The organism is Delftia sp. PX-1, assembly GCF_055797465.1.
Genome location: NZ_CP184763.1, coordinates 2,849,076 through 2,874,959, shown reverse-complemented (window position 1 = coordinate 2,874,959; position 25,884 = coordinate 2,849,076). Strand labels below are relative to the sequence as shown.

At 65.7% G+C, this 25,884-nt stretch carries 21 protein-coding genes and 4 tRNA genes; 5 read left to right on the top strand and 20 right to left on the bottom strand.

From position 1 onward, the window contains the following. Positions 1 to 13 precede the first annotated feature (13 nt). The 16 genes from ACN20X_RS13340 to ACN20X_RS13265 form a co-directional block, all read right to left on the bottom strand. Positions 14 to 502, bottom strand: coding sequence for a type IV pilin protein (locus ACN20X_RS13340; protein WP_275826200.1), 489 nt, complete (start codon positions 500 to 502; stop codon positions 14 to 16). 5 nt (positions 503 to 507) lie between these two features. Next, positions 508 to 4,917 (bottom strand): pilus assembly protein, encoded by a 4,410-nt coding sequence (locus tag ACN20X_RS13335; protein WP_473210684.1) that lies wholly within the window; start codon positions 4,915 to 4,917, stop codon positions 508 to 510. A 115-nt stretch (positions 4,918 to 5,032) separates the two neighbouring features. Further along, positions 5,033 to 5,626: a pilus assembly PilX family protein gene (locus ACN20X_RS13330; RefSeq protein WP_046237915.1), complete on the bottom strand. Its 594-nt coding sequence runs from the start codon at positions 5,624 to 5,626 to the stop codon at positions 5,033 to 5,035. Next, positions 5,623 to 6,417: a prepilin-type N-terminal cleavage/methylation domain-containing protein gene (locus tag ACN20X_RS13325; protein ID WP_046237914.1), complete on the bottom strand. Its 795-nt coding sequence runs from the start codon at positions 6,415 to 6,417 to the stop codon at positions 5,623 to 5,625. The genes ACN20X_RS13330 and ACN20X_RS13325 overlap by 4 nt, the downstream gene beginning before the upstream one ends. A 28-nt stretch (positions 6,418 to 6,445) precedes the next feature. After that, positions 6,446 to 6,967 carry a type IV pilus modification protein PilV gene (gene pilV / locus ACN20X_RS13320; RefSeq protein ID WP_227469623.1) on the bottom strand — a complete coding sequence of 174 codons (522 nt, stop codon included), beginning with the start codon at positions 6,965 to 6,967 and terminating at the stop codon, positions 6,446 to 6,448. 23 nt (positions 6,968 to 6,990) lie between these two features. Further along, complete coding sequence (locus ACN20X_RS13315) at positions 6,991 to 7,503, bottom strand: GspH/FimT family pseudopilin (protein ID WP_016445404.1); 513 nt, start codon at positions 7,501 to 7,503, stop codon at positions 6,991 to 6,993. Between the two features lie 454 nt (positions 7,504 to 7,957). Then, positions 7,958 to 8,033 (bottom strand) — tRNA-His (locus ACN20X_RS13310). A 269-nt stretch (positions 8,034 to 8,302) separates the two neighbouring features. Further along, positions 8,303 to 8,378, bottom strand: a tRNA-His gene (locus ACN20X_RS13305). A 74-nt stretch (positions 8,379 to 8,452) separates the two neighbouring features. Continuing rightward, positions 8,453 to 10,348, bottom strand: coding sequence for a SurA N-terminal domain-containing protein (locus ACN20X_RS13300; RefSeq protein ID WP_017406148.1), 1,896 nt, complete (start codon positions 10,346 to 10,348; stop codon positions 8,453 to 8,455). A 57-nt stretch (positions 10,349 to 10,405) separates the two neighbouring features. Next, positions 10,406 to 10,481 (bottom strand) — tRNA-Val (locus tag ACN20X_RS13295). A 14-nt stretch (positions 10,482 to 10,495) separates the two neighbouring features. Next, positions 10,496 to 10,768 carry an HU family DNA-binding protein gene (locus ACN20X_RS13290; protein ID WP_012204727.1) on the bottom strand — a complete coding sequence of 91 codons (273 nt, stop codon included), beginning with the start codon at positions 10,766 to 10,768 and terminating at the stop codon, positions 10,496 to 10,498. 452 nt (positions 10,769 to 11,220) lie between these two features. Then, a complete protein-coding gene (pgsA, locus tag ACN20X_RS13285) occupies positions 11,221 to 11,790 on the bottom strand; it encodes a CDP-diacylglycerol--glycerol-3-phosphate 3-phosphatidyltransferase (protein WP_026062576.1) in 570 nt (189 codons plus the stop codon). 77 nt (positions 11,791 to 11,867) lie between these two features. Further along, the gene (gene uvrC / locus ACN20X_RS13280) at positions 11,868 to 13,820 is read right to left on the bottom strand and encodes an excinuclease ABC subunit UvrC (protein ID WP_473210683.1); all 1,953 of its coding nucleotides are present in this window, start codon (positions 13,818 to 13,820) and stop codon (positions 11,868 to 11,870) included. 58 nt (positions 13,821 to 13,878) lie between these two features. Next, on the bottom strand, positions 13,879 to 14,865 hold the full coding sequence (locus tag ACN20X_RS13275; RefSeq protein WP_016453010.1) for a Bug family tripartite tricarboxylate transporter substrate binding protein: 987 nt from the start codon (positions 14,863 to 14,865) through the stop codon (positions 13,879 to 13,881). 51 nt (positions 14,866 to 14,916) lie between these two features. Further along, on the bottom strand, positions 14,917 to 15,906 hold the full coding sequence (locus tag ACN20X_RS13270; RefSeq protein ID WP_047327164.1) for a hydroxymethylglutaryl-CoA lyase: 990 nt from the start codon (positions 15,904 to 15,906) through the stop codon (positions 14,917 to 14,919). Further along, entirely contained in the window at positions 15,903 to 17,120 is a 1,218-nt protein-coding gene (locus ACN20X_RS13265; protein ID WP_047217675.1) for a CaiB/BaiF CoA transferase family protein, read from the bottom strand. Before ACN20X_RS13265 ends, ACN20X_RS13270 begins: the two co-directional genes overlap by 4 nt. Before the next feature lie 168 nt (positions 17,121 to 17,288). Here ACN20X_RS13265 and ACN20X_RS13260 point away from each other — a divergent pair, with 168 nt between their 5' ends. The 5 genes from ACN20X_RS13260 (at position 17,289) to ACN20X_RS13240 (ending at position 22,252) form a co-directional block, all read left to right on the top strand. Next, positions 17,289 to 18,173 carry a LysR family transcriptional regulator gene (locus ACN20X_RS13260; protein ID WP_473210682.1) on the top strand — a complete coding sequence of 295 codons (885 nt, stop codon included), beginning with the start codon at positions 17,289 to 17,291 and terminating at the stop codon, positions 18,171 to 18,173. A 5-nt stretch (positions 18,174 to 18,178) separates the two neighbouring features. After that, on the top strand, positions 18,179 to 19,312 hold the full coding sequence (earP, locus tag ACN20X_RS13255; protein ID WP_473210681.1) for an elongation factor P maturation arginine rhamnosyltransferase EarP: 1,134 nt from the start codon (positions 18,179 to 18,181) through the stop codon (positions 19,310 to 19,312). Positions 19,313 to 19,475: 163 nt separating this feature from the next. Continuing rightward, a complete protein-coding gene (gene efp, locus ACN20X_RS13250) occupies positions 19,476 to 20,030 on the top strand; it encodes an elongation factor P (protein WP_016445346.1) in 555 nt (184 codons plus the stop codon). A gap of 153 nt (positions 20,031 to 20,183) precedes the next feature. After that, positions 20,184 to 20,783 carry a DUF2239 family protein gene (locus ACN20X_RS13245; protein WP_250438777.1) on the top strand — a complete coding sequence of 200 codons (600 nt, stop codon included), beginning with the start codon at positions 20,184 to 20,186 and terminating at the stop codon, positions 20,781 to 20,783. Positions 20,784 to 20,830: 47 nt separating this feature from the next. Further along, entirely contained in the window at positions 20,831 to 22,252 is a 1,422-nt protein-coding gene (locus ACN20X_RS13240) for an MATE family efflux transporter (RefSeq protein WP_046983666.1), read from the top strand. Positions 22,253 to 22,315: 63 nt separating this feature from the next. Here ACN20X_RS13240 and adhP read toward each other — a convergent pair whose 3' ends face one another. The 4 genes from adhP to ACN20X_RS13220 all read right to left on the bottom strand — a co-directional run bounded on the left by adhP (position 22,316) and on the right by ACN20X_RS13220 (position 25,836). Further along, positions 22,316 to 23,344: an alcohol dehydrogenase AdhP gene (gene adhP, locus ACN20X_RS13235; protein ID WP_473210680.1), complete on the bottom strand. Its 1,029-nt coding sequence runs from the start codon at positions 23,342 to 23,344 to the stop codon at positions 22,316 to 22,318. Between the two features lie 149 nt (positions 23,345 to 23,493). Further along, on the bottom strand, positions 23,494 to 24,882 hold the full coding sequence (gene rimO / locus ACN20X_RS13230; RefSeq protein WP_473210679.1) for a 30S ribosomal protein S12 methylthiotransferase RimO: 1,389 nt from the start codon (positions 24,880 to 24,882) through the stop codon (positions 23,494 to 23,496). A 92-nt stretch (positions 24,883 to 24,974) separates the two neighbouring features. Beyond that, positions 24,975 to 25,514, bottom strand: coding sequence for a polyhydroxyalkanoate synthesis repressor PhaR (phaR, locus tag ACN20X_RS13225; RefSeq protein WP_016445296.1), 540 nt, complete (start codon positions 25,512 to 25,514; stop codon positions 24,975 to 24,977). A 245-nt stretch (positions 25,515 to 25,759) separates the two neighbouring features. Next, positions 25,760 to 25,836, bottom strand: a tRNA-Val gene (locus ACN20X_RS13220). Positions 25,837 to 25,884: the final 48 nt, after the last annotated feature.

Genomic DNA, 25,884 nt, shown 5'->3' with positions numbered 1-25,884 from the left:
GCCCCGGTGGCGCTCAGCGCCAGCAGTCCTCCACCGTTCCCAGGGGCGAGATGCCTTTCACGCCCAGGGCGTTCAGGGTGTAGTCGCCGCAGCGCCTGTCCGATGCCTGGCGGCCTGTGCGCGTGGCCTTGAGCGTGTAGCCGCCGTCATTGGCGGCCGTGGCCATCGTCAGGGTGTAGTGGCCGTTCTCGGACTTGTCCCCCCAGGGCAGCCTGAGGTTGGCGACGGAGCTTGTGTAGCCGCCGTTCTGCGCCCGCCAGCGCTCCTGCCGGGCGGCGGCCTCGCCCAGCAGGCTTTGCGCTTCCACGCGCCGCGATCGCAGCACGTATTCCTGGTAGGAGGGGTAGGCGATCGCCGAAAGAATGGCGACCACCGCCACCGTGATCATCAGCTCGATCAGCGTGAATCCATGTAGCTTGCTGCGCACGCATTTCTCCTCGGGGGCCCGCAGGGCCAGCCAGACGGCCGGGGCCGGCAGGCCCCTGTGTGTAGTGGATGGCATGGCGGTCACGGGTTCGCGGGCTGGCGGCGCCAGCTCTGTCGCCCCCGGTCCACTCCGCTGTTGATATCGTCGCCCCCGGTCTTGACTGGGTCTCCCGCCCCGCTTGGCTTTCCGCTGGAGTCGAAGATCTTCGCGCCGCTGATGGTGGGCCTGCCCGGCCCCACCTCGCGGCCGTTGACCTGCTGGCCTGCCAGGTTGTCGGAGGCGTTGAAGATGCCGTCGCCGTTCACATCGAAGGCGACATAGTCGGTCTTGCCCCCGGTGTCGGGATCGATGGCGTAGATCGTGCTGGCCAGGCCCGCGGAGCAGGGGTCGCCCAGCGGCGGCCGGATGGAAGTGAACACCAGCCCCCGACCGTACAGGCTCATGTCGTAGACCAGTCTTTCGCCGTCGCGCGGCAGATCGACGTACCAGCCCCAGCTGTGCACATTGGAGTCGGCGGTGCTGGTGGCGTCCTTGTACCAGGTGACCGGGTTGGCCGACAGGGCGAACTTGCCCGGAAAGCCGCTCACCTGGGTGAACTGCTGGGCCTGCAGATCCCCGCGCCCCTTGCCGGCGGTAGGCAGCGGCTGCGGCGCAGTCGTGGCGGGTGTGCCGTAGCGATCCCAGACACCGAACACCGATTGCCGGCGCATGTCCAGCTTGTCGTCATCCGTCATGAAGCGGCCCGTGCCGAAGGCCACCACATCGCCCTTGCCGCTGGAGTGCCGCACCACGTAGGGGGCGGTGGTGATGGACAGCCGCTTGCCGCCGCTGCGTTCGGACTCGCGTGCCACAAAGAACAGTTGCGCATTCCATGAGCCGCTGGCACCGCTGGCCAGGTCCACGCGCCATACATTGCCCGCAAGATCACCGGCATAGGCCACGTCCACCTTGCCATCGCCGTTGTTGTCCACCACGGCGGCGCGCGACAGGCCGTTCTTCGGCGCAGGCAGCGCGCTCAGCTCTGCGGCCGTCATGCCTGCCGCGAAATCAAAGCGCCGGATGACCTCGCCACTGGAGACATCCAGCACAAACAGGCTGGACTCGCCGGAGGCGCTGTTCGACGCCTGGTAGCCATTGGACAGGAATACCACCCACCTGCCCTTGGACCGGCCGGCGTCGTTGAGCCGCGCCACGACGGGCGTGGGCATCGAGTAACCCATGCGTTCGTCCTGTTCAACCCCGAACTCCCACAGCAACCGGGGGGAGGTGGGGTCCGTGACGTCCAGCGCAAAGACCTGCCGCCCGCCCGCGCCCAGGCTGCCGACCAGCACCCTGTGCCAGGCGTTGCCGAAGTAGACATCGGAGACCACGGGCGTCCCGTCCACGAAGTAGCGGTGGGGAGCGCCGCCCGCGCCATACCGGGACGTCAGGACATTGAGCGAATTCTTCACCCCCGATGGAATGAAGGCGAACTCCTCCTTGCCAGATGCCGCGTCGAAGGCGTGCAGCATGCCGTCGTTGGCGCCCACATACAGCATCTCCTTGGCAGCCTGTTTCGCGGCAAAGGCGGCATAGGTGGTGCTGCCCTCCAGCTTGTCCGCAGCGGAGGCGCGGTACAGGCCGCCCTTGACCCGCACCAGCGAGGAATTGACGATGTCGCCCAGCACATTGGGCTTTCCGCTGGCCAGGGGCTTGCGCACGCGCAAGTCATCGCGCACCTCGCCACGCAGGAACTCGATGCGCTTTTTGGCCTGGCCATCGGCGGAGTTCGTGGCCGGGTCCGTGTTGAGCACGGCCAGCCAGGACGCATCGGAACGCTGCCCGCTGAGACTGGAGTACGTGAAAGGGCTCAGCGACACGGCACTGCCGGTCCTGCTGGGGTAGTAGATCTTGCGGTCATCGGCGGACCGCTCCGACAGTAGTTCCGCCGCGCTCCACACCAGCGTTCTGTCGCTGGTGGTGAGCTTCTCGCGGATGACATCGCCGCTCCAGTACTGGACCTCGAACGTGGTCCGGTACAGGTCGGCGCCTTCGCCCAGTGTCGCCGTGGGCATGTCCACGCTGACCGCCGTCACGGAACTGATGTTCTGCAGGATGTCGTTGAACGCCTTGGTCAATTGGTCCTTGAGCGTGCCGGCATTGGTCACCAGAAAATAGTTGTCCGGATCTCCCATGATCTTGGAGGGGTCGCGGTCCGGCACGCCGTACTTGGCGGCATACCACAGCGGGCCCTTCAGGAAGCTGCCCGCGTCGGTCGCATTGCCGGGAGTGAAGCTGCGGGTGGCCGTGAGCCCCAGGTTCGAGCATTCCGTGCGCTGTTGGGCCGAGATGCTGCCCCGGCAGTAGCCCGGATCGCGATTGGGGGGCGTGTTGTAGGCGTAGTAGGCCGAGGCGGTGTCCTTGTCACGCACCTCCAGGTACATGCCGTCCTTGGTGGTGCCCGAGATCACATAGCCCATGTGCTGCCCCAGGCCGCCAGCGGCGTATTCGGACACCATGTCGATCTTCACCGTGCCATCGGCCTGCAGCGCGATCGTGTAGCGCGCGATGGCGTCCATGTCATGGTCGGCGCCCTGCTCCACGTCCTCGTAGTTGATGCGGAACTCCGCATAGGGCCGCCCGCCATTGACCGAGGCATCGATGTCCGCCTTGCCCGTGTTGGCAATGTTGACCACGTAGTAGTCGACGATCTGGTTGGTCGGCGTGAAGACCGCATTGTTCACGGTGCTGCCACCGGCACTGCCGGAGACGGTCTTGGCAAACGGCGCAATGGTCACAAAGCGCTTGCCGCCGATCGGAAAGCGTATTTCCGGCAGCGGTGACGCAATGGCCACGGAGTAGGTCCTCAGCGCATTCTTGCCCTGGCTGTTGCCGAAGATGGCATTCCTGGCGCCGAAACGGGCCACGCCTGCGGCATAGTAGGTGCCTTCCTTGCTGGGCTCCTCGGGAGACAGGCCGCGCGCCCAGGACAGGTCTGCAATGGTCTTGACCGAAGGAGCCTGGTCGGCATTGGCCGATGTTGACTGGCCGATGAAGAAGTTCTTCCCGTCTATGCGCTCGGCCGAGCCGATGGCCGCCACCTCGTCTGAGACATTGAAGCCATTGAGGGCGCTGGCGCCGACGCTCGCGTAGCGGCTGCCGGGCAGCTTGCCGTCGTAGGAGGGATTGATGTCGCTGAGCACCGTCATGACGGGACGGGAGCAGTACTGGTAGCCGCCCCCGCCTTCGGCCTTGGCCCTGTAGGGCGTTTCCCAGGCGGGCTTGGACAGGCCCAGGGACGCATCCTTGGAGGAGCCGCCTGCGTAGTCATAGATGCCGAGGGCCTGGGACGCGCCGCCGAAATAGCGCATGGTCTCGAACATCATTTCGCTGATGGGGTTGCCCCACATGGCGCACTTCGAAGGCTTGTCCAGCGAACTGATGGGGCCGGACGTGATCCAGCCGCATTCCACGTATTTGCCGCCGGTGTAGCCGATCAGCCGCTGGCGGTCTATGTTGGCGACCACGCCATTGACACCCGTCTTGAACTGGCCCGTCTGAGGGTCGACTTCCTCTGCGAAATTGCCGATATTGCGACGCAGCACGCCGCCGGCGATGTTTTTCTCGTACGAGCCTGTGAGCAGGCCGAAGTACATCTTCCCGTTCTCCCCGAAGTCGTGCAGCAGCCCCGTGGGCTTGTAGATGGTCTTGCCACCGTTGGGATAGGCCTTGCAGCTGGCCTCGAGCAACTGGACATTGCTGCTGGAGCAGGCCTCCACAAGCAGGTTGTAGTCGGTGATCCTGCTGCTGGCCCGCGCGCACGAATTGCCGCCTGCACAGTTGCTCTGCCCTGCAAAGCCCTCCTGGGACACCCAGTCCCAGATCTGGAACGAGGAGTCATTGAGCACGCGCAACTGGGTGATGACGCCAGCGGCCTCCCCCAACGTGGTGACGGCAAACAGATGGCGCGTGCCGACCGCCGGCGGGCGCAGCGGCGCATAGTCCGAAATGCTGTAGACCTTGGCATCCCGCGCAGGGTCATAGGCCTTGCCCCAGCTGTGCGCATCCCTGGGAATGTAGGCGGTCTGCAAAACGGTGCGCGAAGCCGTGTCCTCCGCACGCATGCCGCCATAGAGCACGCGGCGTATGGCGTCCATGCGCGATGTGCCCAGATAGTTCAGGAAGTCGCCGCTCCAGTGGTTCGAGCACTTTTTCCTGTTGCTTCCGGTCGCTGCCTGCGAGGGCACGAAAACACCCTTGGAATAGCTGTAGCAGACGTTGTTGTTGAAGTAGCCGTAGTAGTCGATCTGGTCCGGCTTGTACCCGACATCGATCACACCGTCGCCGTTGAGGTCGGAGGCATCGTTGTAGGCCTCGTAGTACAGCTTGTGGTCACGCCCCATCACCAGCATGTTCAAGGGCGCCAGCGCCTGGTTCACGAACAGCGGCATCTGGGACAGCACGGTGTCCGCGCGCCCCTGGGCATGCGCCGGCGTACTGGCCAGTGCCAATGCGCACGTCCACAGCGCCAGGGCCGGCCACGCGCGTGCCCGGCCCTGGCGCCCCCTCGGGCCATGCCTGGTCTTCCAACTTGCAATGCGAGCCATTGAAGCTCCCTCCCCCTGCTTACTTTATGAACATGTTGACGCTGGACCGCAGGCACAGCGCATGCGCTCCGCAGGCCTGGGCCTGCGACTTTTCCGTGGCCTGGGCATTGACCTCATAGAAGTCCGTGCAGCCGGTGGCGGGTGCATCCAGCGCGGACGTCGCACTACCCGACTTGGGACAGGCGGTCGTGATGTATCGGGGATACCAGTACCCATCGGGCTGCTGAAACCCGGCCGCCTTGGCCTTGGTCGTCCGAAAATCCGTACCGAGCCCGATGGAGTCCGTACGCACATCGGACACCGAGCAGGGAATGCCGCTGCCCTCGGCCACCGGAGTGCTGGCGCCATTGCAAGGCTTGAGTGCGACGGCATGCTCCAGCAGCTTGCGCTCACCTTCTCGCAGCGTGCCATCCGCGGTTTCATACAGCCGCTGGCTATCCACCATGTTGGCGGCGATGCGTGCCTCCAGCGTGGCCACGCGCATGCCGACCACCGCCAGCAGCAACACCAGCAGCAGCATGATCATGGACACCAGCAAGGCATTGCCGCGCTGGCGCCCGTGCAGGACACAGGACATGCAGCGGCGGCTCCGGGCTCCGATCAGCGCGGTCATGGCATCAGATTCCTCAGGGTGAGCGTGCCCGTGGCCAGTTGCAGCAGGGAGCCGGCATTCGCATCGCATCGGGCCCGGGCGCCGCCCAGTTGCGCCCAACGCTCGCAGACGGTGGAGGTCATGCCCTGCGTCACCTTGCCGGAGCTTTCCAGCAAGAGGGCAAGGCGCAGGGAACGGATGGCTTCCTGCTGCCCGGGCAACGTGGCCGTGAAGGCATCGACCCTGCGTATCGCGCCGGGCGCTGTCTGCCGATCGATGCCGAACTCGAAATGCACCGCCCGCACGCCATCGGCGAGCGGCACAACCTCCTGCGCGGCCCGGCAGACCAGCACACCACTTTCGACGGTGTATTTCTCCGCGAACATGCCGGTCGCCGGCGCCGGAGCGTCATAGGGGCCGGCGGCCCCCAGGTTCGCCGGCGTGCCCGCACAGTCGGTTTCCGCAGCGTCCCGGGGCTGGAAGCGAAGGCAGATGGTCTGCGCGTCAGCCGCGTAGAGCGCCTGTCCCTGGGCGAACTGGCAGCCGTTGGGATGGGGCGAGGAATCGGCAGGAAATGCGTCGAACATCGCCTGCGAAGGGTCTCTCCTGTAGCCTGCCTTGGAGAACTCGGAGTCCAGCACGGCCAGCGCCAGCCGGCTGTTGCCGAGGTTCTCGCTCTGCCCCACGCGAAAACCGAAGCTCGACAGCCCCTGCATGTAGATGGTGGTGGCAATCAGCACGAGGAACAGGCCGATGGCCAGCGCCACCAGAATCTCCACCAGGGACAGGCCCGCCTGGGACGGCATGCGCATGCGGCACGCCCGTGCGCCCGGCCCGCGCTCAAAGCCGCGACCGCAGCGTGAATGTGCAAAATTCATTGTCGCTTCCATCCAGACATTGGCCTTTCTTGACCGGCCAGGCCACCGTCACGGACACCAGGCCGTCGGCATCGGCGCTCACGGCGAAGGAGGTGTCGATGCGGTCCGCGGTGAGATCGGGCACCAGCTTGCGGGCCCGCTCGCCCCAGCAGGCCAGGCGCTGCGCCCGCGGCTGCGGCAAAGGCTGGCAGGCCACGGGTGCCGCGGGCATCGCGGCACCCTCCAGCTTCTGGTAGCCGCCCAGTTCCGCCACGGGCGCGCCCTTCGCGTCCAGGACCGTGGCCGTGTCCCCCCGCAGGGTCTCCAGCAGCTCGGAAGCCAGCATGGATGCCATCTGGCGACGCTCGGTATCCACGGTGTATTCAATGGCACGCACATGGATGCGCACGGCGCCCAGCAGCCCCACAGCCACCAGCAGCACGGCGACGAGTACCTCGATAAGGCCTGCGCCGCGTTGCCTGCGAGAAGGAAAAGGAATGGACATGTGGCAGACCCGTTGCACGCGCATCAGCAACTGCCGCCGGCAGGCAGCCGCTGCTGGCGCACAAGCCCGGCGCGAGTCACTCTCAGGCATTGCATGCGCGTGGCATGGCGAGCCGTGACGGTCAGCGTGTACAGCGTGCTGGCGCCGGAGAACTGCCTGGCGGTCCCCGTGGTTTCGAACAGGACACCCTGGGAAGAATCACCGGAGGGCGAGACGGTCACGGCATCAGGCACCCGGGCCTCGCGCACCAGTTGCCCTCCCGACTTGGCGGACCATGTCTGCCCCGCGCCCACGAAGCTGCTTTCCACCCGTTTGTAGACCGCTTCGGAGCGAGCCAGCTGCAGCAACGACTGCAACTCGAGCGCAGCCGAGCTGACGCGCTGGTTGGCTATTTGGGCGATGAAGGAAGGAGCGGCCAGAGCGGCCAGAATCGCGACCAGCGCCACCACCACCATCATCTCGATGAGGGTGAAGCCACGGGGCCATTGCCATGTGCCGCCTGGACAGCCGTTGCGCGTGTAACCGGGGTTTTTCATGCAAGCGTGCTTCTCGTTGCTGGGGAACCATGCGACAGGCCTGCAAGCCCTGCGCCATTGCTCTTTATTGATGTTTGCAATCGTAATGCAAAGGCAATTTAGAACACCTATTGACACAGGTTATGGGACAAATATAGGACTTGTCTTATAAAAACCTGCGCAAAGCGCAACACCCCATCCAGCAAGCCCGGCCCGCCGTCCGTGCACGCAAGCTCGGCGGGACGGCCCGCGCAACGGGCATGGCATGGCCACGGTGGCGATACGGCAGGTCCCGAAGTCAGGAGGCAGGCCTCGCACCAAGCGCCTGAAAATCCACCGCAGCATGCGCGGTCGCAATCCAGCCGCAGCGCAATTGGCGATGCGAATATCCCGTCAGCTTCCAGCCCGAGGAAGATAAAGTTTGCGCCCAAAGCAAAAATCCCCAGTGCATTTCTGCACTGGGGATTTTCTTGTTTGGGGTGGCTGATGGGGCTCGAACCCACGACAACAGGAATCACAATCCTGGACTCTACCAACTGAGCTACAGCCACCGTTGAAGCATTCGATTATATGCCAAAAACCAGCAGACAAATGCTTTGGAACAGGCGTTGCGTGACGGATCGGGTGCAGCAGGAACAACGGCGCATCGGGGGACGCGGGCAAAGGGCAGGATGGCGCCATCCTCCATGCAGCCGCAGCCGGCAGGGACCTTGTCCGGCGCACCTGAAGCTGCCGGGGACAAGCTGCCGGGCACAAGCAGTCCCCCTGCCGCCCAAAGCAAAAATCCCCAGAGCATTTCTGCTCTGGGGATTTTTTTATTTGGGGTGGCTGATGGGGCTCGAACCCACGACAACAGGAATCACAATCCTGGACTCTACCAACTGAGCTACAGCCACCGTAGAAGAACGCTATTCTATTCCAAAAAACTGCTTGATTTCTGAAATTTCTGTTTTTCTAGAAATTTCCCTCATCAGGGGCGCGGGACCTTGATCTGCACCTTGAGCTGTTTCTTGAGAAGCTCGTAGTATGCCATAGCTTCCGCCACGGCCGAGCTTCGCAGGAAGTCCTGCTTCTGCGCGGCAGCCGCCTGCGCATCATCGGCCGGACGCTCGACGATGCGGTTGATCTTGACCACGGCATAGCCTTGCGCGCCCAGGTCAACACCCGTCCACGCAGGCAGTTGGGCCGTGGGCGCACGCAGGGCAGCGTCCACCACTTCGCGCGACTGGCCTTCGGGCTGGTCACGGCTGATCACCTTGGCTGCGGGCAATTGCGCCGCGTCAGGCTTGGCCTTCCATGCGGCGAGCTTGGCTTCGCCATCGGCCTTGGCCAGTTCGGCGGATTTTTGCGCCACATACAGGGTGCGCAGCTTGTCGCCGACCTCGGCCATGGGCAGCGTGCGGGCAGGCGTGTACTCCACCACGCGTCCGGCCACCAACTGGTTGGAACCCAGCTCCACCGCATCGGTGTTGCGCTTGTTGTTGAGCGAATCGCTGGAGAACAGCGCCTCCAGGAAACGGGGATTGGCCAGGGGGCCCTTGACGTTGGGGCCGGGCTGGCGCGTCACATGGTCTGCCTTTTGCACGGTGAGCTTGAACTTCTCGGCCACGGGCTGCAGGCTGTCCGACTGCTCGTAGACCGCGTTGGAGAAGCCTTCCGCCAGTTCGGCGAACTTGCGCTGGGCCTGCTGCTGCTTGAGTTCGGCCTCCAGCTTGGGACGCATCTGCTCGAAGCTCGGCGCCTTGGGCTTCTTGATGTCCACCAGCGCGATGATGTGGTAGCCGAAGTCGCTGTGCACCACGTCGCTGATGTCGCCGACCTTCATGCCGAAGGCTGCGTCCTCGAACGGCTTGACCATGGCGCCACGACCGAAGTAGCCCAGGTCGCCGCCCGATGCAGCGGAGCCGCCGTCCTGCGAGTTGGCCTTGGCCAGCTCGGCGAAGCGCTTGGGGTCCTTGCGCAGCTCGGCCAGCAGTTCCTCGGCCTTGGCCTTGGCTTTCTCCTGCTCTGCCGCGGGGGCATCCTTGGATGCGTTGATCAGGATGTGGCTGGCGCGGCGCTCCTCGGGACCGGCCAGGCGCTCGGCGTTCTGGTTGTAGTAGGAACGCACATCGTCTTCGCTCAGCGTGATGCCGGCCTCGATGCTGGGCACATCCAGCAGCAGGTATTCCACCTTGGCCTGCTCCAGTTGCTGGAACTGGCTGGTGTGGGCGTCGTAGTAGGCCTTGAGGTCGGCCTCGGTGGGCTGGACCTTGCTGGCGTAGGCGCTGGCTTCGAAGCGTGCCACCTGTACTTCGCGGCGCTGGTACAGCGCATCGATGGCCTGCTTGACCTGGGCGTCGGTCGCAAAGGCCGTGCCCGTGACGCCACCCATCACTTGGTTCATGGACAGTTCGCGGCGCAGATTGGCCTCGAAGCCTTCGGGCGTCAGGCCCTGCGATCCGACCAGGGCGCGGTAGGCTTCGGCATCCATGGAGCCATCCGGCTTCTTGAGCGCGGCAATCGCGGGAATCTCCTGCAGCGTGCGCACCAGCTGTGCATCCGATGCGGCCAGGTGCATCTTCTGCACGGCAGCGGCCAGCACCTGGTCACGCACCATCTTCTCCAGCGTGGCGTAGCGCGCCTGCGGCGAATCCAGCAGCTTGGGGTCGACGTTGGGGTTCTCGGCGCGCAGGCGGTCGCTTTCCATGCGGTGCGCGTTCTCCCAGTCGGCCTGTTTGATCTCATGTCCATCCACACGCGCGACGATCACGCTGGATTCGGTGAAGTAGTTCTGGTTGACCCCCACGAAGATGAACGAGGGAATGATCAGCAAGAACAACAAGATCATCACGAACTTGGAATGCTTGCGGATGGATTCGAACATGGTCTGTCTTTCAGTGGCAGAAATAGAAAAGGCGAACTTTCGTTCGCCTTTTGTTCTTGGTGGGTGCTGACGGGGTCGAACCGCCGACCTACGCCTTGTAAGGGCGCCGCTCTACCAACTGAGCTAAGCACCCCACCTTGACTGGTGTCAGTTCAGGGCATCCTTCAATGCCTTGCCCGGACGGAACTTGGGAACCTTGGCGGCCTTGATCTTGATGGTCTCGCCGGTGCGGGGGTTGCGGCCCGTGCGGGCGGCGCGCTTGCCAACGGCGAATGTACCAAAACCAACGAGCGACACTGTACCACCCTTTTTGAGGGTTTTCTTCACAGCCTCAATCGTGGAATCCAGTGCGCGAGCAGCCGCAGCCTTGGAGATGTCGGCGTTGTTAGCGATGTGCTCAATCAGTTCGGTTTTATTCACAAGATGCCTCTGGAGAAATAAGTGAATGGAATGTCTCTGCGGCCACCAACTTGGCGCGACCAGAAACCCGGCGCGACGGATACGGAATCTGGCTTGCCGTTCGACGCATGCCTCGGGGCAGGCATCGGTGAATTAAAGCCATCGACCTTCCAGGTGTCAATGCACGCTGTGCATCGCAACGACAGGGCACGATTCTATGCGGTTTTGGCGCCAGCTTTGGCTTTGCGGCCGGTTTTTTGCGCGCAGCGGGTGCTAGCGGCTTCACGAATTGACAAGGGTTGACAATGGACTTGCCCGCCGCAGGCCTTGCCAGTGCTGCAATGCGCCTTGGTGCTGCGCGCCGGCAAGGCTGCAGCAGCTGCCCTGCCTCACTCATATGCTTCCAAAAGAAGAGCACCCCAGACCGCCCCGCATGTCAGGCGCATGGGCTGGGGGAGCGATCCGCAACGCCCTCAGTGCGTGACCCGCGCGCGGATCTCGGGCAGGGCTTTTTGCAGGTAGTACACCATGGACCAGACGGTGAGCACGGCGGCCACCCAGATCAGCACCTGGCCCCAGACGCCGGTGTCGATCATGCCGAACACACGGCCGTCGTACAGCAGGAAGGGGATGGCCACCATCTGCGCCGTGGTCTTGAGCTTGCCCAGCATGTGCACGGCCACGCTCTTGCCCGCGCCCAGGTGCGCCATCCACTCGCGCAGGGCCGAGATGGCGATCTCGCGGCCGATGATGATCAGGGCCACGAATACATCGGTGCGCTGCAGATGCACCAGCACCAGCAGCGAGGCGCAGACCAGGAACTTGTCGGCCACGGGATCGAGGAAGGCGCCGAAGGCCGATGTCTGGTTGAGCTTGCGCGCCAGGTAGCCGTCGAGCCAGTCGGTGGCCGCGAAGACGATGAACATGACCGTGGCGACCAGGTTGCGGGTCGCCACGTCGAAAGGCGCATAGAACACCCCGACGATCAGCGGAATCGCGACGATCCGCGTACAGGTCATCAAGGTGGGGATTGTGAGAAACATGGCCGCCATTGTGTCACGTACCTTGGTGTTTGAGGTTCTGTTTGCGGGCCTGCGGTGCAGCCCGCGGGACAGTCGTTTCAATGCAATGCACGGTAGATATCTTCAGCCAGCGCGGCCGAGATGCCGTCCACGCTGCACAGGTCTTCCACCGTGGCTTCCGACACGCCGCGCACGCCGCCGAAGCGCTGCAGCAGGCGCGCGCGCTTCTTGGGGCCCACGCCCGGAATCTCCTCGAGCTTGCCGCCGCCCACGCGCACCTTGGCGCGCGCCGCGCGCATGCCGGTGATGGCGAAGCGGTGGGCCTCGTCGCGGATCTGGGCCACCAGCATCAGCGCGGCCGAGTCGTAGCCCAGGTAGATCTTCTCGCGCCCGTCGGCAAAGACCAGTTCTTCCAGGCCGACCTTGCGCCCCTCGCCCTTTTCCACGCCCACGATGCGCGAGACATCGAGCCCCAGCTGCTCGAAGACTTCGCGCGCCATGCTGACCTGGCCCTTGCCACCGTCGACCAGCACCAGGTCCGGCAGTTGCGGCTGCTTGCCGGTGAGCTCGGCACCGCCCGCCTCTCTTTGCGCCTCGGCCACGCGGCTGTAGCGGCGCGTCAGCACCTGGCGCATGGCGGCATAGTCGTCGCCGCCGGTGATGCCTTCGATGTTGAAGCGCCGGTATTCGCTGCTTTGCATCTTGTGGTGATGGAAGACCACGCAGGAGGCCTGCGTGGCCTCGCCTGCCGTGTGCGAGATGTCGAAGCATTCGATGGTGAGTTCGTCCAGGTTCTCGCAGGCCAGGTCCAGCGCCTCGACCAGCGCGCGCGTGCGCGCCTGCTGCGAGCCTTCTTCGGCCAGCAGGCGGGCCATCTGGATGTCGGCGTTTTTTTGCGCCATCTCCAGCCAGATGCGCCGCTGCTCGCGCGGCTGCTGCACGGCGGTGATGCGCACGCCGCCTTGCTCGCTCAGCAGCGCCAGCAGTTTCTTGTCCACCGGGTGGCTGACGATGAGCACGGGCGGCACGGCCACGCCGGTGTAGTGCTGGGCGATGAAGGCCTCCAGCACGATCTCCTCGACCGGCCGCGCGGACTCGGCAAGACTGGCCTCTTCCTCGCCGGCGTAGACCGAGGCGGCATCGCCCAGGTTGGCGGGAAAGTACGGCCGGTCGCCCAGGTGGCGGCCGCCGCGCACCATGGCCAGGTTCACGCAGGCGCGGCCGCCCTGCACCTTCACGGCGAGGATGTCCACGTCGCGGTCGTCGGCGGTTTCTATGACCTGCTGGTGCAGCACGCGCGACAGTGCCGTCATCTGGTTGCGCACCTCGGCGGCCTGCTCGTATTCCATGCGCCCGGCGTGCTCCATCATGCGGGCCTCCAGCTGGCGCAGCAGTTCCTGGGTCTCGCCGCGCAGCATGGCCTCGGCATTGCGCACATCCAGCGCATAGGCTTCGGGCGAGATCAGGTCCACGCAGGGGCCGGAGCAGCGCTTGATCTGGTAGAGCAGGCAGGGCCGCGAGCGGTTGGCGAAGACCGTGTCCTCGCAGGTGCGCAGCCTGAAGACCTTTTGCAGCAGCTGGATGCTTTCCTTGACGGCCCAGGCATTGGGATAGGGGCCGAAGTAGCGGTGGCGCTTGTCAACGGCGCCGCGGTAGTAGGCCATGCGGGCAAAGAGCTGGTGGGCCGGCTCGCCATCCCGGCCGTCGCGCGCGGCGACGCCGGTGATCTTCAGATAGGGATAGCTCTTGTCGTCCCTGAACAGGATGTTGTACTTGGGTTGCTGCGTCTTGATCAGATTGTTTTCGAGCAGCAGGGCCTCGGCCTCGGAGCGCACCACCGTGGTCTCCATGCAGGCGATCTTGCCCACCATGTGGCCTATGCGCGTGCCGCCATGGTTCTTGGTGAAGTAGCTGGAGACGCGGCGCTTGAGGTTGATGGCCTTGCCCACGTACAGCAGCGTGCCTGCCGCGTCGAAATAGCGGTAGACGCCGGGCAGGCCCGGCAGCGCTGCCACCTGGGCCAGCAGTTCATCGGAATGGGGTTCGGACATGCGCCTATTGTGGCCGCTGCCCGGGCCCGCCGCAGCGGGCCTGCGGGCCCTCGGGCTCTTACTCGGCCTCGATCTTCGAGGACTTGACCACCTGGGCCCAGTTGGCCCAGTCGGTCTTGACCATGGCGCCGAGCTGCTGCGGGTTCATGTAGTCGGCCGTGGCGCCCTGCTCCTGCGCCTTTTGCTTGAAGGCCGGGTTCTCCACCACCTTCTTGAGGTCGGCCGTGAGCTTGTCGATCACGGGCCTGGGCGTGGCGGCGGGCGCGAACACGGCAAACCAGGAGGTGGCGTTGACGCCTGCGTAGCCGGCCTCGGCCGTGGTGGGCGCATCCGGCAGGCTGGGCAGGCGCTGCGTGCCGGTGACGGCCAGCACGCGCAGCTTGCCGCTTTGCACATGGGGCATGAAGGGCGGCGCCGTGCCGAAGGTCAGGTCCACCTGGCCACCCAGCAGGTCCTGCAGCGCGGGGCCGGTGCCCTTGTAGGGGACGTGGACCATCTTGATGCCGGCCTGCTGCTCCAGCATGGCGCCCGTCACGTGCTGCAGCGAGCCATTGCCCGACGAGGCGTAGTTCAGCTTGCCCGGGTTGGCCTTGGCATAGGCCACGAGTTCGGCCAGCGTCTTCACGGGCAGCTCGGACCGCACCACGATGATCTGCGGCGCCGACAGCACATTGGCCACGGGCTGGAAGTCGCCCTGCTCCCAGGTGCGGGTCTTGGTCAGGTGGGGCGAGATCACGTGGTAGCCCGAGTACTGCATGAGCAGGGTGTAGCCATCGGCCTCGGCACGCTTGACCAGGCTGGCCGCGATGGAGCCGTTGCCACCGCCCTTGTTGTCCACCACCACCGACTGGCCGATCACCGGCGCCAGCGCCTGGGCCGCCATGCGCGCGGCCAGGTCGGTGGTGCCGCCGGCTGCGGCCGGCACGATCATGGTGATGGTCTTGGCGGGGTAGCCGCCCTGGGCCAGCGCGGCCGTGCCGCCCAGGCCCAGTCCTGCGATGGCCATGGCCACGGCTGCGATCTGTCTGCGTTGAATCTTCTTCATCTTTGTCTCCTTGGTTTGCTCGGTTCTTGTGAATGAGAATGCGCGCCGGCCTCAGCCCTTGGCCAAAGCCCGTTCGCGGATGGCTGCGAACTCGGCCGGTGGCTGGTGCAGGTCCAGCCGCGCGCCGGCCTTGGCGATCTGGCTGGCCGTGTCATGGCCGATCAGCGCGGGCAGGCTGCGCGCGGCCGCGACGATCTGCGCCAGGTCCACGCCGGTGTCGTAGCCCATGAGCTGCAGCGCGTGGACGATGTCCTCCGTGCAGGCATTGCCCGAGGCGCCCGGCGCATAGGGGCAGCCGCCCAGGCCGCCGATGGAGGCATCGAAGCGGTCGCCGCCCGCCTCGATGGAGGCCAGCACATTGGCCAGCGCCATGCCGCGCGTGTTGTGGAAATGCAGGGTCATGCCCAGCTGCGGCCAGCGCTGCCGGAAGGCGGCCACCATGGCGCGCACCTGGGTCGGGAAGGCCATGCCCGTGGTGTCGCACAGCGTGATGCCCTGCACGCCCAGATCGGCAAAGCGCTGCACCCAGCCGAAGACTTCCTGCTGCGGCACATCGCCCTCCATAGGGCAGCCAAAGCAGCACGACAGCGAGACATTGACGGGCACGCCCGCCTGCTGCGCCGTGGCCACGACCTGGGCCAGCGCCGCGAACGACTGGCTGCGCTGCATGCGCAGGTTGCACAGGTTGTGGGTCTCGCTGACCGACATGACCAGGTTGAGTTCGTCCGTGCGCGCCTCGATGGCGCGCTCGGCGCCCCGCGCATTGGGCACCAGGGCGGTGTAGACGGTGCCGGGGCGGCGCTCTATCTCGCGCATGACGATTTCGCCGTCGCGCAGTGCGGGAATGGCCGTGGGCGAGACAAAGGCCGTGACCTCGATCTTGGACAGGCCGGCCTGCGACAGCGCATTGACCAGGGCGATCTTGTCTTCGGTGGGGACAAAGGCCTGCTCCATCTGCAGCCCGTCGCGCGTGCCGACCTCGTTGAAGAAGACGCGGCGGCCCGCGCCCTGCCAGACATCCGTGGGGTGGACGGCATTCATTGGATCACTCCCTTGCTGCGCAGCAGCGCAATCTGTTCGGCCGTGAGGCCGGCCTCGGCCAGCACCGCGTCGGTGTCGTCGCCCACATGGGGGGCGCTGGTGCGCACCGTGCCCGGCGTGAGCGAGAGCTTGGGCACGATGCCCGGCACCTCGATGTCGTCGCCGTCGCGCGTGTGCTGGCTGAGGATCATGTCGCGGGCGCGGTAGTGCGGGTCCTCGGCAATGTCCTTGGCGGTGTAGACCTTGCCGGCCGGCACGCGTGCGGCGGCCAACTGGTCCATCACGGCCTGCACGCTCTGCGTGCGCGTCCAGCCGCCGATGACGGCATCGATCTCGGCAATGCGCGCCACGCGGCCCGCGTTGTCGGCCAGTTGCGGATCGTCAGCCAGGTCCTGGCGGCCGATGGTGGCCATCAGGCGCTTGAAGATGGAGTCGCCATTGCCGGCCACCAGCACCCAGCCGTCCTGGCAGGGATAGGCGTTGGACGGCGCAATGCCCGGCAGCGCGCTGCCTGCGGCCTCGCGCACGGCGCCGAAGGCGCTGTATTCGGGCAGCAGGCTTTCCATGACGTTGAACACGGCCTCATGCAGCGCTACGTCGATGACCTGGCCGGCACCGCCGTTCACCTTGCGGTGGTACAGGGCCATCATCACGCCGATCACGCCATGCAGCGCGGCCAGCGTGTCGCCAATCGAGACGCCCACGCGCACCGGCACCCGGCCTGGCTCTGCCGTCAGGTGGCGCAGGCCGCCCATGGCCTCGCCGATCACGCCAAAGCCCGGCAGGTCGCGGTAGGGGCCGGTCTGGCCGTAGCCCGAGATGCGCAGGATGACCAGCCCGGGGTTGAGCGCATGGAGCTCTTCGGGCGACATGCCCCAGCCCTCCAGCGTGCCGGGACGGAAGTTCTCCACCAGCACATCGGCCTCGGCGATCAGGCGCCGCGCGATGTCCTGGCCCTCCTGCTGGCGCAGGTCCAGCGCCACCGAACGCTTGTTGCGCGACTGCACCTGCCACCAGACCGAGGTGCCGTTCTTGATCAGGCGCCAGTTGCGCAGCGGATCGCCCGCGCCCGGCGCCTCGATCTTGACCACGTCGGCGCCGAACTCGCCCAGCGTCTTGCCGCAGAACGGCCCGGCGATCAATTGCCCCATCTCGACCACGCGCACGCCGCTGAGCGCGCCGGGTGTGGGGGCCTGCCTTGTCTGTTGTGTCATGGGTAAGCGCTTCCTCTTTGTCTCCTGCGGCCGGCCTCCGATGGCATTGCCGCGGCGCCGATCTTGCCGCCGTCCGCGCCAGCCGCAAAACGCTCAAGCGCGACGCTGCCATCGCAAACCGGCATGGCAGAACCCGGTCGGGCGGGGCCGGGCGATAATCGCCACCCCATGAAACTCGACCCGATTTCGCTGCGCCTGTTCGTGGCCGTGATGGAGGAAAGCGCCATCGCACGCGCTGCCGCACGCGAACACATCGCCCCCTCGGCCGCCAGCCGGCGGCTGGCCGAGCTGGAGAGCCAGCTGCAGGTGGAGCTGTTCACCCGCAGCAACCGCGGCAGCGTACCCACGGCCGCCGCCTATGCACTGCTGAACATGGCGCGCGGCGTGCTCAATGACCTGGACGGCATCGGCGAGCGGATGCGCGAGTACGGCAGCGGCCTGCGCGGCCATGTGCGCGTGATGGCCAACATCTCGGCCATCACCCAGTTCCTGCCCTCCCAGCTGCAGCGCTTCCTGGACCAGCACCCGCATGTGGACGTGCGCTTGCAGGAGCGGGTGAGCAGCGACATCGCGCGCGCCGTGGCCGACAACGAGGCCGATATCGGCATCCTCAACCAGGGCAGCTACGGCGAGAAGATCCGCCTGCGCCCGTACCGGCGCGATCGCCTCATCGTCATCGTGCCCCAAGGCCATGCGCTGGTACGCAGGCGCTCGCTGCGGCTGGCCCAGGTGCTGGACCATGACCTGGTGGGCATGCACGCCGGCAGCGCGCTCAACCACCAGATCACGCGCGCCGCGGCCGACCTGGGTCTGCAGCCCCGGCTGCGCATGAAGGTCACGGGCTATGACGCGCTGTGCCTGATGGTGGCCTCGGGCCTGGGCGTCGGCATCCTGCCCGAAGGCAGTGCCCGCCTGTACCTGGGCGCCCTGCCGCTGCGCTGCATTGCGCTGGACGAGCCCTGGGCCGAGCGCCAGCTGATGCTGTGCGTGCGCTCGCAGGAGGCCCTGCCGCCCGTGGCGCAGTTGCTGGTCGAACACCTGTGCGAACCCTGATTCCCATGCTTGCCTTCAACCCCATCCCCCCGGCCCCTCTGCCAGAACAGGCCGCTGCACGGACCTGGGACATCTTCTGCCAGGTCATAGACAACTTCGGCGACATCGGCGTGTGCTGGCGCGCGGCGGCCGACCTGGCCTCACGCGGCCAGCGCGTGCGGCTGTGGATGGACGACGCCAGCGCCCTGACCTGGATGGCGCCCCGGCCCCACCCGGCCGGGCTCAGCGTGCACGGCTGGCCTACGCAGGCACAGGATGTCCCGCAGTCCATGGGTGATGTGGTCATCGAGGCCTTCGGCTGCGAGATCCCGCCGCCCTTTCTGGCGGCCATCGCGCGCCGGGCACCGCTGTGGATCAACCTGGAGTACCTGTCGGCCGAGGACTATGTGGAGCGCTGCCACCGCCTGCCCTCGCCGCTGATGTCGGGGCCGGCTGCGGGGTTGACGCGCTGGTTCTTCTACCCGGGCTTCACGGCCGCCACGGGCGGCCTGCTGCGCGAGCCGGACCTGGCCGCGCGCCAGGCGGCTTTTGCTTCCGAGGGCCGGCAGGCCTGGCGCACACGCCACGGCATAGGCACCGGTGATTGCGCCATCTCGCTGTTCTGCTACGAGCCCCCTGCCCTGCCGCACTGGCTGTGCCAGCTGCATGCTGCGCCGCCCGCACCACAGGCCACGCATCTGCTGGTGACGCCCGGGCGCGCGGCAGCCGCGGTGCAGCAGGCCATGGCCGGCGTGACCGCCGCAGACCACGGTTCGGTGACCCGGCATGCGCTGCAGCCCTGCCCCCAGCCGCAGTTCGACGAGATGCTCTGGGCCTGCGACCTGAACCTGGTGCGCGGCGAGGATTCGCTGATACGCGCGCTGTGGGCCGGCCAGCCCCTGGTCTGGCACATCTATCCCCAGCACGACGACGCCCACCACGACAAGCTAGACGCCTTCCTGGACTGGCTGCAGGCGCCGGCCAGCCTGCGCGCCTTCCACCATGCCTGGAACGGCATGGCACCGGCAAGCACCCTGCCCGCAATCACGGCTGCGCTGCTGCAGCAATGGCAGGAATGCGTGCAGGCGGCGCGCCTGCGGCTGCTGCAACAGACCCCATTGATTGAGCAGCTGCAAGCTTTCGTGACCGAAAAAAGCTAGAATGCACGTTTTGCCTCCCTGGAGGCGCCGTTGCGGGCGACCGCCAGCCGGCCGCCATCGACCAACCAGGGTTGCACCCGCCGCGGAACTGCGGCAGGCGCACCGTCCCAGCGACTTCGCTTGCCTGCCCTGTTGAGCGGCTTCAACCTCAGCCAAGCAAGCTATGAAAATCGCTCAAGAAATCCGCGCCGGCAACGTGATCATGCACGGCAAGGACCCGATGATCGTCCTGAAGACCGAATACGCTCGCGGTGGCCGCGGCGCCGCCACCGTGCGCATGAAGCTCAAGGCCCTGCTGTCGAACATGGGCACCGAAGTCGTGTTCAAGGCCGACGACAAGATCGACAACGTGATCCTGGACAAGAAGGAGTGCACCTACTCCTACTTCGCCGATCCGATGTACGTCTGGATGGATGCCGAATACAACCAGTACGAAGTGGAAGCCGCCAACATGGGCGACGCCATCAACTACCTGGAAGACGGCATGCAGGCCGAAGTCGTGTTCTACGACGGCAAGGCCATCTCCTGCGAACTGCCCACGTCCGTGGAACGCGAAATCACCTGGACCGAACCCGCCGTCAAGGGCGACACATCGGGCAAGGTGCTCAAGCCCGCCAAGATCGCCACCGGCTTTGAAGTGCCCGTGCCCCTGTTCGTGAGTCAGGGCGACAAGATCGAAATCGACACCCGCACGGGCGAGTACCGCAAGCGCGTCTAAACAACGCTTGCAGTTCCCTCTGCGAAGCCCCTGGCAGTCTCTGCCAGGGGCTTTTTCTTTGGGCGCGCGGCATCCATGCAGATATTTACCCGGGTTTAATTGACTTGCATATTTTACCCGGCTAATATCCAGCACATGACTACCGACTCTTGCATGGCGGGCGCCGAGCCCGCACCCAGCTACACCATCTTCCAGGGCCATGGCCGCCTGCTCCAGGGGAACAGGCCTGCCGTCCTGCAGTTCCTGCAAAGCCATGAACAGCAGCTGCAAGGCAGCGGATCGGCGCCGCCGCTGTGGGTTTTCGACGACCACAGCGGCATGCGACTGGACCTGGACTGGCGCAGCGAACTGGCCGCATCGCCCGCACCCGGACAAGCCGCCGCACCGCGCAGCGTGGGCCGCCCCAAGCTGGGCGTGGTGGCACGCGAAGTCACATTGCTGCCACGGCACTGGGAATGGCTGAACCGCCAGCCCGGCGGCGCCTCCGGCGCACTGCGCAGACTGGTGGACGAGGCGCGTGGCAAGCATGCCGCACAGGATGCCGTGCGCGCCGCCACCGAGGCCGCCTACCGATTCATGAGCGAGATGGCGGGCGACCTGCCCCATTTCGAGGACGCCAGCCGCGCCCTCTTTGCACACCAGGCCGACGCCTTTGCAAGGCACACCGCCACCTGGCCCGAGGATGTGCGAAGCTATCTGCAGCAACTGAGCAGCGCTGCCTGGTCCTCGCCGCCATCGCCAGCGCAGGACTGAAGCCCCCGCCTTCCATTGCATTTTCTCGTCGCATTAACAGACACAACATGACGAAACCTAACGAACCTCTGCCCCAGGCTGCTGCGCCTGCCGCATCCAGCCCCGCCGGGCCGCCCATCGCCCACGGCACCCAGCCGCTGTGGCGCACCTTCCTGGTGTTCCTGGGCCCCATGGTCCTGGCCAATATCCTGCAGTCGCTGTCGGGCACCATCAACAGCGTCTTCATCGGCCAGATGCTGGGCGTGCAGGCCCTGGCGGCCGTCGCGGCCTTTTTTCCGGTGATGTTTCTCTTCATCGCCTTCGTGATCGGCCTGGGCGCAGGCTCCTCGGTGCTGATAGGCCAGGCCTACGGTGCGCGCATGCACGACAAGCTGCGCGCCATCGCAGGCACGGCCATGTGCATAGGGCTGCTGTTCGGCGCCGTCGTGGCCCTGTTCGGCGGACTGTTCACCGAGCCGCTGATGCGTCTGCTGGGCACGCCGCCCGACATCATGGAGCAGGCCACGCTGTATTCGCGCATCGTGCTGCTGGGCATGCCGGGGCTGTTCGTGTTCCTGCTGGCCACCTCGCTGCTGCGCGGCGTGGGCGACACGGTCTCGCCCATGCTGGCCCTGCTGATCTCCACCGGCACGGGCCTGGTCTGCACGCCGGCGCTGATTGCGGGCTGGGGCGGCCTGCCGCGCCTGGGCGTGGCCAGCGCGGGCGTGTCCATGATCCTGGGCTTCACCCTGGCCCTGGCCTGGCTGGGCTGGCGGCTGCGCCGCATAGCCAGCCCGCTGGCGCCCAATGCCGCGTTGTGGAAAGCCATGCGCATTGACCGGACCCTGCTCAAGAGCATCCTGCGCGTGGGCATTCCCACGGGCGTGCAGATGATCGCCTCGTCCATGGCCGGGCTGGTCGTCGTGTCGCTGGTCAACGGCTTCGGCTCCAGCGCCACGGCAGCCTATGGTGCGGTCAACCAGATCAACTCGTTTGCGCAGTTCCCGGTCATTTCGGTGGCCATCACGGCCTCCATCCTCGGCGCCCAGGCCATCGGCGCTGGCCGCAGCGAGCGCCTGGGCGCCATCACGGCCACGGCCATACGCATGAACCTGGTGCTGGGTGCCGCCCTGGCCCTGATCGGCAGCCTGTTCGCGCGGCCGCTGCTGGGCATGTTCATCACCGACGAGCAGGTGCTGGTGCTGGCCATCGAGCTGCTGTACATCGTGCTGTGGAGCGGCCTGCTGCTGGGCTGCTTCATTGCCCTGTCGTCCATCATGCGTGCCAGCGGCGATGTGGTCATTCCCACGGCCATCACCATCACGGTGCTCGCCGTGCTGGAGCTGCCCATGGCATGGTGGCTGAGCCGCAGCTTCGGGCTGATGGGAATCTGGATGGCCTTTCCGCTGTCCTACACCCTGACGCTGTGCCTGCAGACCGCCTACTACAAGCTGGTGTGGAAGAAGCGCCCGATCCGCCGCATGGTGTAAGGCGTGCGCCATGCAAAACAGGCTTCCCGAGGGAAGCCTGTTTTTTTGGGGGTGGGCAAAGCGTCAGGCGTTCAGGTCCAGCACCACGCGCCCTTCGATCTTGCCTTGATGCATGCGCGCGAAGATGTCGTTGATGTTCTCCAGCCGGTCGGTGGACACGGTGGCCTTGACCTTGCCCATGGCCGCGAAATCCAGCGACTCCTGCAGGTCCAGCCGCGTGCCCACGATGGAGCCACGCACCGTCACGCCGCTGAGCACCATGTTGAAGATGGGCAGCGGGAAGCTGCCGGGCGGCAGGCCGTTGAGCGATACCGTGCCGCCGCGCCGCACCATGCCCAGCGCCTGCTCGAAGGCCTTGGGCGAGACCGCCGTGACCAGGGCGCCGTGCGCGCCGCCGATCTCCTTTTTCAGATAGGCCGCCGGGTCCGTGGTCATGGCATTGACCGTGACCTGGGCGCCCAGGCGCCGGGCCAGCGCCAGCTTGTCGTCATCCACGTCCACCGCCGCCACGTTCAGGCCCATGGCCTTGGCATATTGCACGGCCATGTGGCCCAGGCCGCCGATGCCCGAGATCACCACCCAGTTGCCGGGCCTGGTGTCGGTGACCTTCAGGCCCTTGTAGACCGTGACGCCCGCGCACAGCACGGGCGCGATCTCGATCAGGTCCACGCTGCCGGGCAGCAGGCCCACGAAATTGGCATCGGCCAGCGCGTACTGCGCAAAGCCGCCGTTGACGGAGTAGCCGGTGTTCTTTTGCTGCTCGCACAGCGTCTCCCACCCGCCCAGGCAATGCTCGCAATGGCCGCAGGCCGTGTACAGCCACGGAATGCCCACGCGGTCGCCCTCCTTCACGTGGGTGACGCCCGCGCCCACGGCGGCCACGTAGCCCACGCCTTCGTGGCCGGGAATGAAAGGCGGATTGGGCTTGACGGGCCAGTCGCCCTGCGCCGCATGCAGGTCGGTATGGCAGACGCCGCAGGCCTCGATCTTCACCAGCACATGGCCGGGATCGGGCCTGGGCACCGGGACTTCCTCGATGGTGAGCGGCTTGCCAAACTCCCGCACCACGGCGGCCTTCATGGTCCTGTTCATTCGCGCCATCCTTTCTTTGCGTCAAAGTAGGTACAGCATTTCAGCGAAGCGACCTGAACGCCTTGATCAAAATCAGGCCTTGGACCATCAAGGAAAAAAAAGCGGGCAAGGAAAACCTTGCCCGCTTTTCAGGGATGCGAATGCAGGCCTTACACGGGCTGGCCCACCAGGTCGTGGCCCTGCGTGCCCACGATGCGCGCCTTGACGAAGTCGCCCACCTTGTAGGTCTTGCTGGCCTTCTCGGGCGGCAGCAGGTGCACCAGGCCGTCGATCTCGGGGGCATCGGCATAGCTGCGGCCCACGCCACCCTTCTTGCCCAGGCCCACGGACTTGTCTACCAGCACCTGCATGGTCTGGCCGACGCGCTTTTGCAGGCGTGCCGTGGAAACCTCCTCGGCCACGGCCATGAAACGCGCGCGGCGCTCCTCGCGCACTTCCTCGGGCAGCATGCCGGGGATCTCATTGGCGGCGGCGCCTTCGACGGGGCTGTAGGCAAAGCAGCCCGCACGGTCGATCTGCGCCTCGCGCAGGAACTGCAGCAGGTGCTCGAACTCCTGCTCGGTCTCGCCGGGGAAGCCGGCGATGAAGGTGGAGCGGATCACCAGATCCGGGCAGATCTCGCGCCAGCGCTGCAGGCGCTCCAGGTTCCTCTCGCCGTTGGCGGGGCGCTTCATGCGCTTCAAGACATCAGGATGGCTGTGCTGGAAGGGCACGTCCAGATAGGGAAGCACGCGGCCCGTGGCCATGAACGGAATGATCTCGTCCACGCTGGGGTACGGGTAGACATAGTGCAGGCGCACCCAGGCGCCATAGGGCTCGGCGATCTCGGCCAGCGTCTGCACCAGTTCGAGCATGCGTGTCTTCACCGGCTTGCCGTCCCAGAAGCCCGTGCGGTACTTCACGTCCACGCCATAGGCCGAGGTGTCCTGGCTGATCACCAGCAGCTCCTTGACGCCGCCCTCGAACAGCGCGCGCGCCTCCTTGAGCACATCGCCCACCGGACGCGAAACCAGATCGCCGCGCATGGAAGGGATGATGCAGAAGGTGCAGCGGTGGTTGCAGCCCTCGGAAATCTTCAGATAGGCGTAGTGCCTGGGCGTGAGCTTGATACCCGCCTCGCCAAAGGCGCCCGGCACCAGGTCGATGAAGGGATCGTGCGGCTTGGGCAGATGGGTGTGGACGGCATTCATCACCTCCTGCGTGGCGTGCGGACCGGTCACGGCCAGCACGCTGGGATGCACTTCCTGGATCAGGTTGCCGCCGTCCTTGCCCGCCTTGGCACCCAGGCAGCCGGTGACGATGACCTTGCCGTTCTCGGCCAGCGCCTCGCCAATGGTGTCCAGGCTCTCGCGCACGGCGTCATCGATGAAGCCGCAGGTGTTGACGATCACCAGGTCAGCGCCCTCGAAGGTCTTGGAGGTCTGGTAGCCCTCGGCGCTGAGCTGGGTAAGGATGAGTTCGGAGTCCGTGAGTGCCTTGGGGCACCCGAGGGAGACGAAGCCCACGCGCGGAGCGGCCGCGCCGGCAGGGGTTGTCATGGTTGTTGCGTCGCTCGTGGGGGTCATAGGGGCGATATTGTCCCAGTTCTGCGCGAACTTGGTAAACCGCCCCCGAACTTATCCCTGCAAGCTCAGCTATTGCGCTTGATCCCGAGCGCGCCCAGCATCTGCTCGGTCTGCTTTTGCATCTGCTCCTGCATCTGGGCGAACATGTTCTGCGACTGCTCCATGTAGCTGCTCATCATGTTCTGCATGGCGGGCGGCTGCATGCGCATGAACTGGCTCCAGGCCTCGGGCGAGGTGCCCTGGGCCTGCTCGGCGAGCTTGTTCTGGAAGTCGGTGAACATCTGCACGTTCTTTTCCAGGTAGGAGCCCATGTAGCCCTGCATGGCGTGGCCGTAGAAACGGATGATGTTGGCCAGCACGGTCTCGGAGAACATGGGCGCGCCGCCCGCCTCTTCTTCCAGAATGATCTGCAGCAGGATGCTGCGCGTGAGGTCTTCGCCCGTCTTGGCGTCCTTGACCACCACGGGCTCGTTGCCCATCACGAGCTGCTTGACTTCCGTCAGCGTGATGTAGGAGGACGTGTTGGTGTCGTAGAGACGGCGGTTGGGGTATTTCTTGATCACGCGCTGTGCGCTGGGGGCGGCGGCTGTTGTCGTCTCTTGCATTGCAATGCTTCTCCTCTTGTACCTGCTGTACCTGTTTGCGCCTGCTTGCACCGGCTCGTGCGGGCAATCGGCTATTGCACTGCAACAGATTCTAGGCAGCACCTGCAGCACCCGGCGCAGCAGTAACCCTGATGGGGATCAACGCATGCGACACGGCAAATGGCCGCCATGCAACCGTTGGGGCAAAAAAAATCCCGCTTGAAGCGGGATTTCTTTTTTGCAGCCCCTGGTGAGACTGCTTTGTTTGGTAGGCGCGATTGGACTCGAACCAACGACCCCCACCATGTCAAGGTGGTGCTCTAACCAGCTGAGCTACGCGCCTGTCGTTTGTTGAAGCCGCAAGTATAGCAGTGCAAAACAGGGCTTCCGG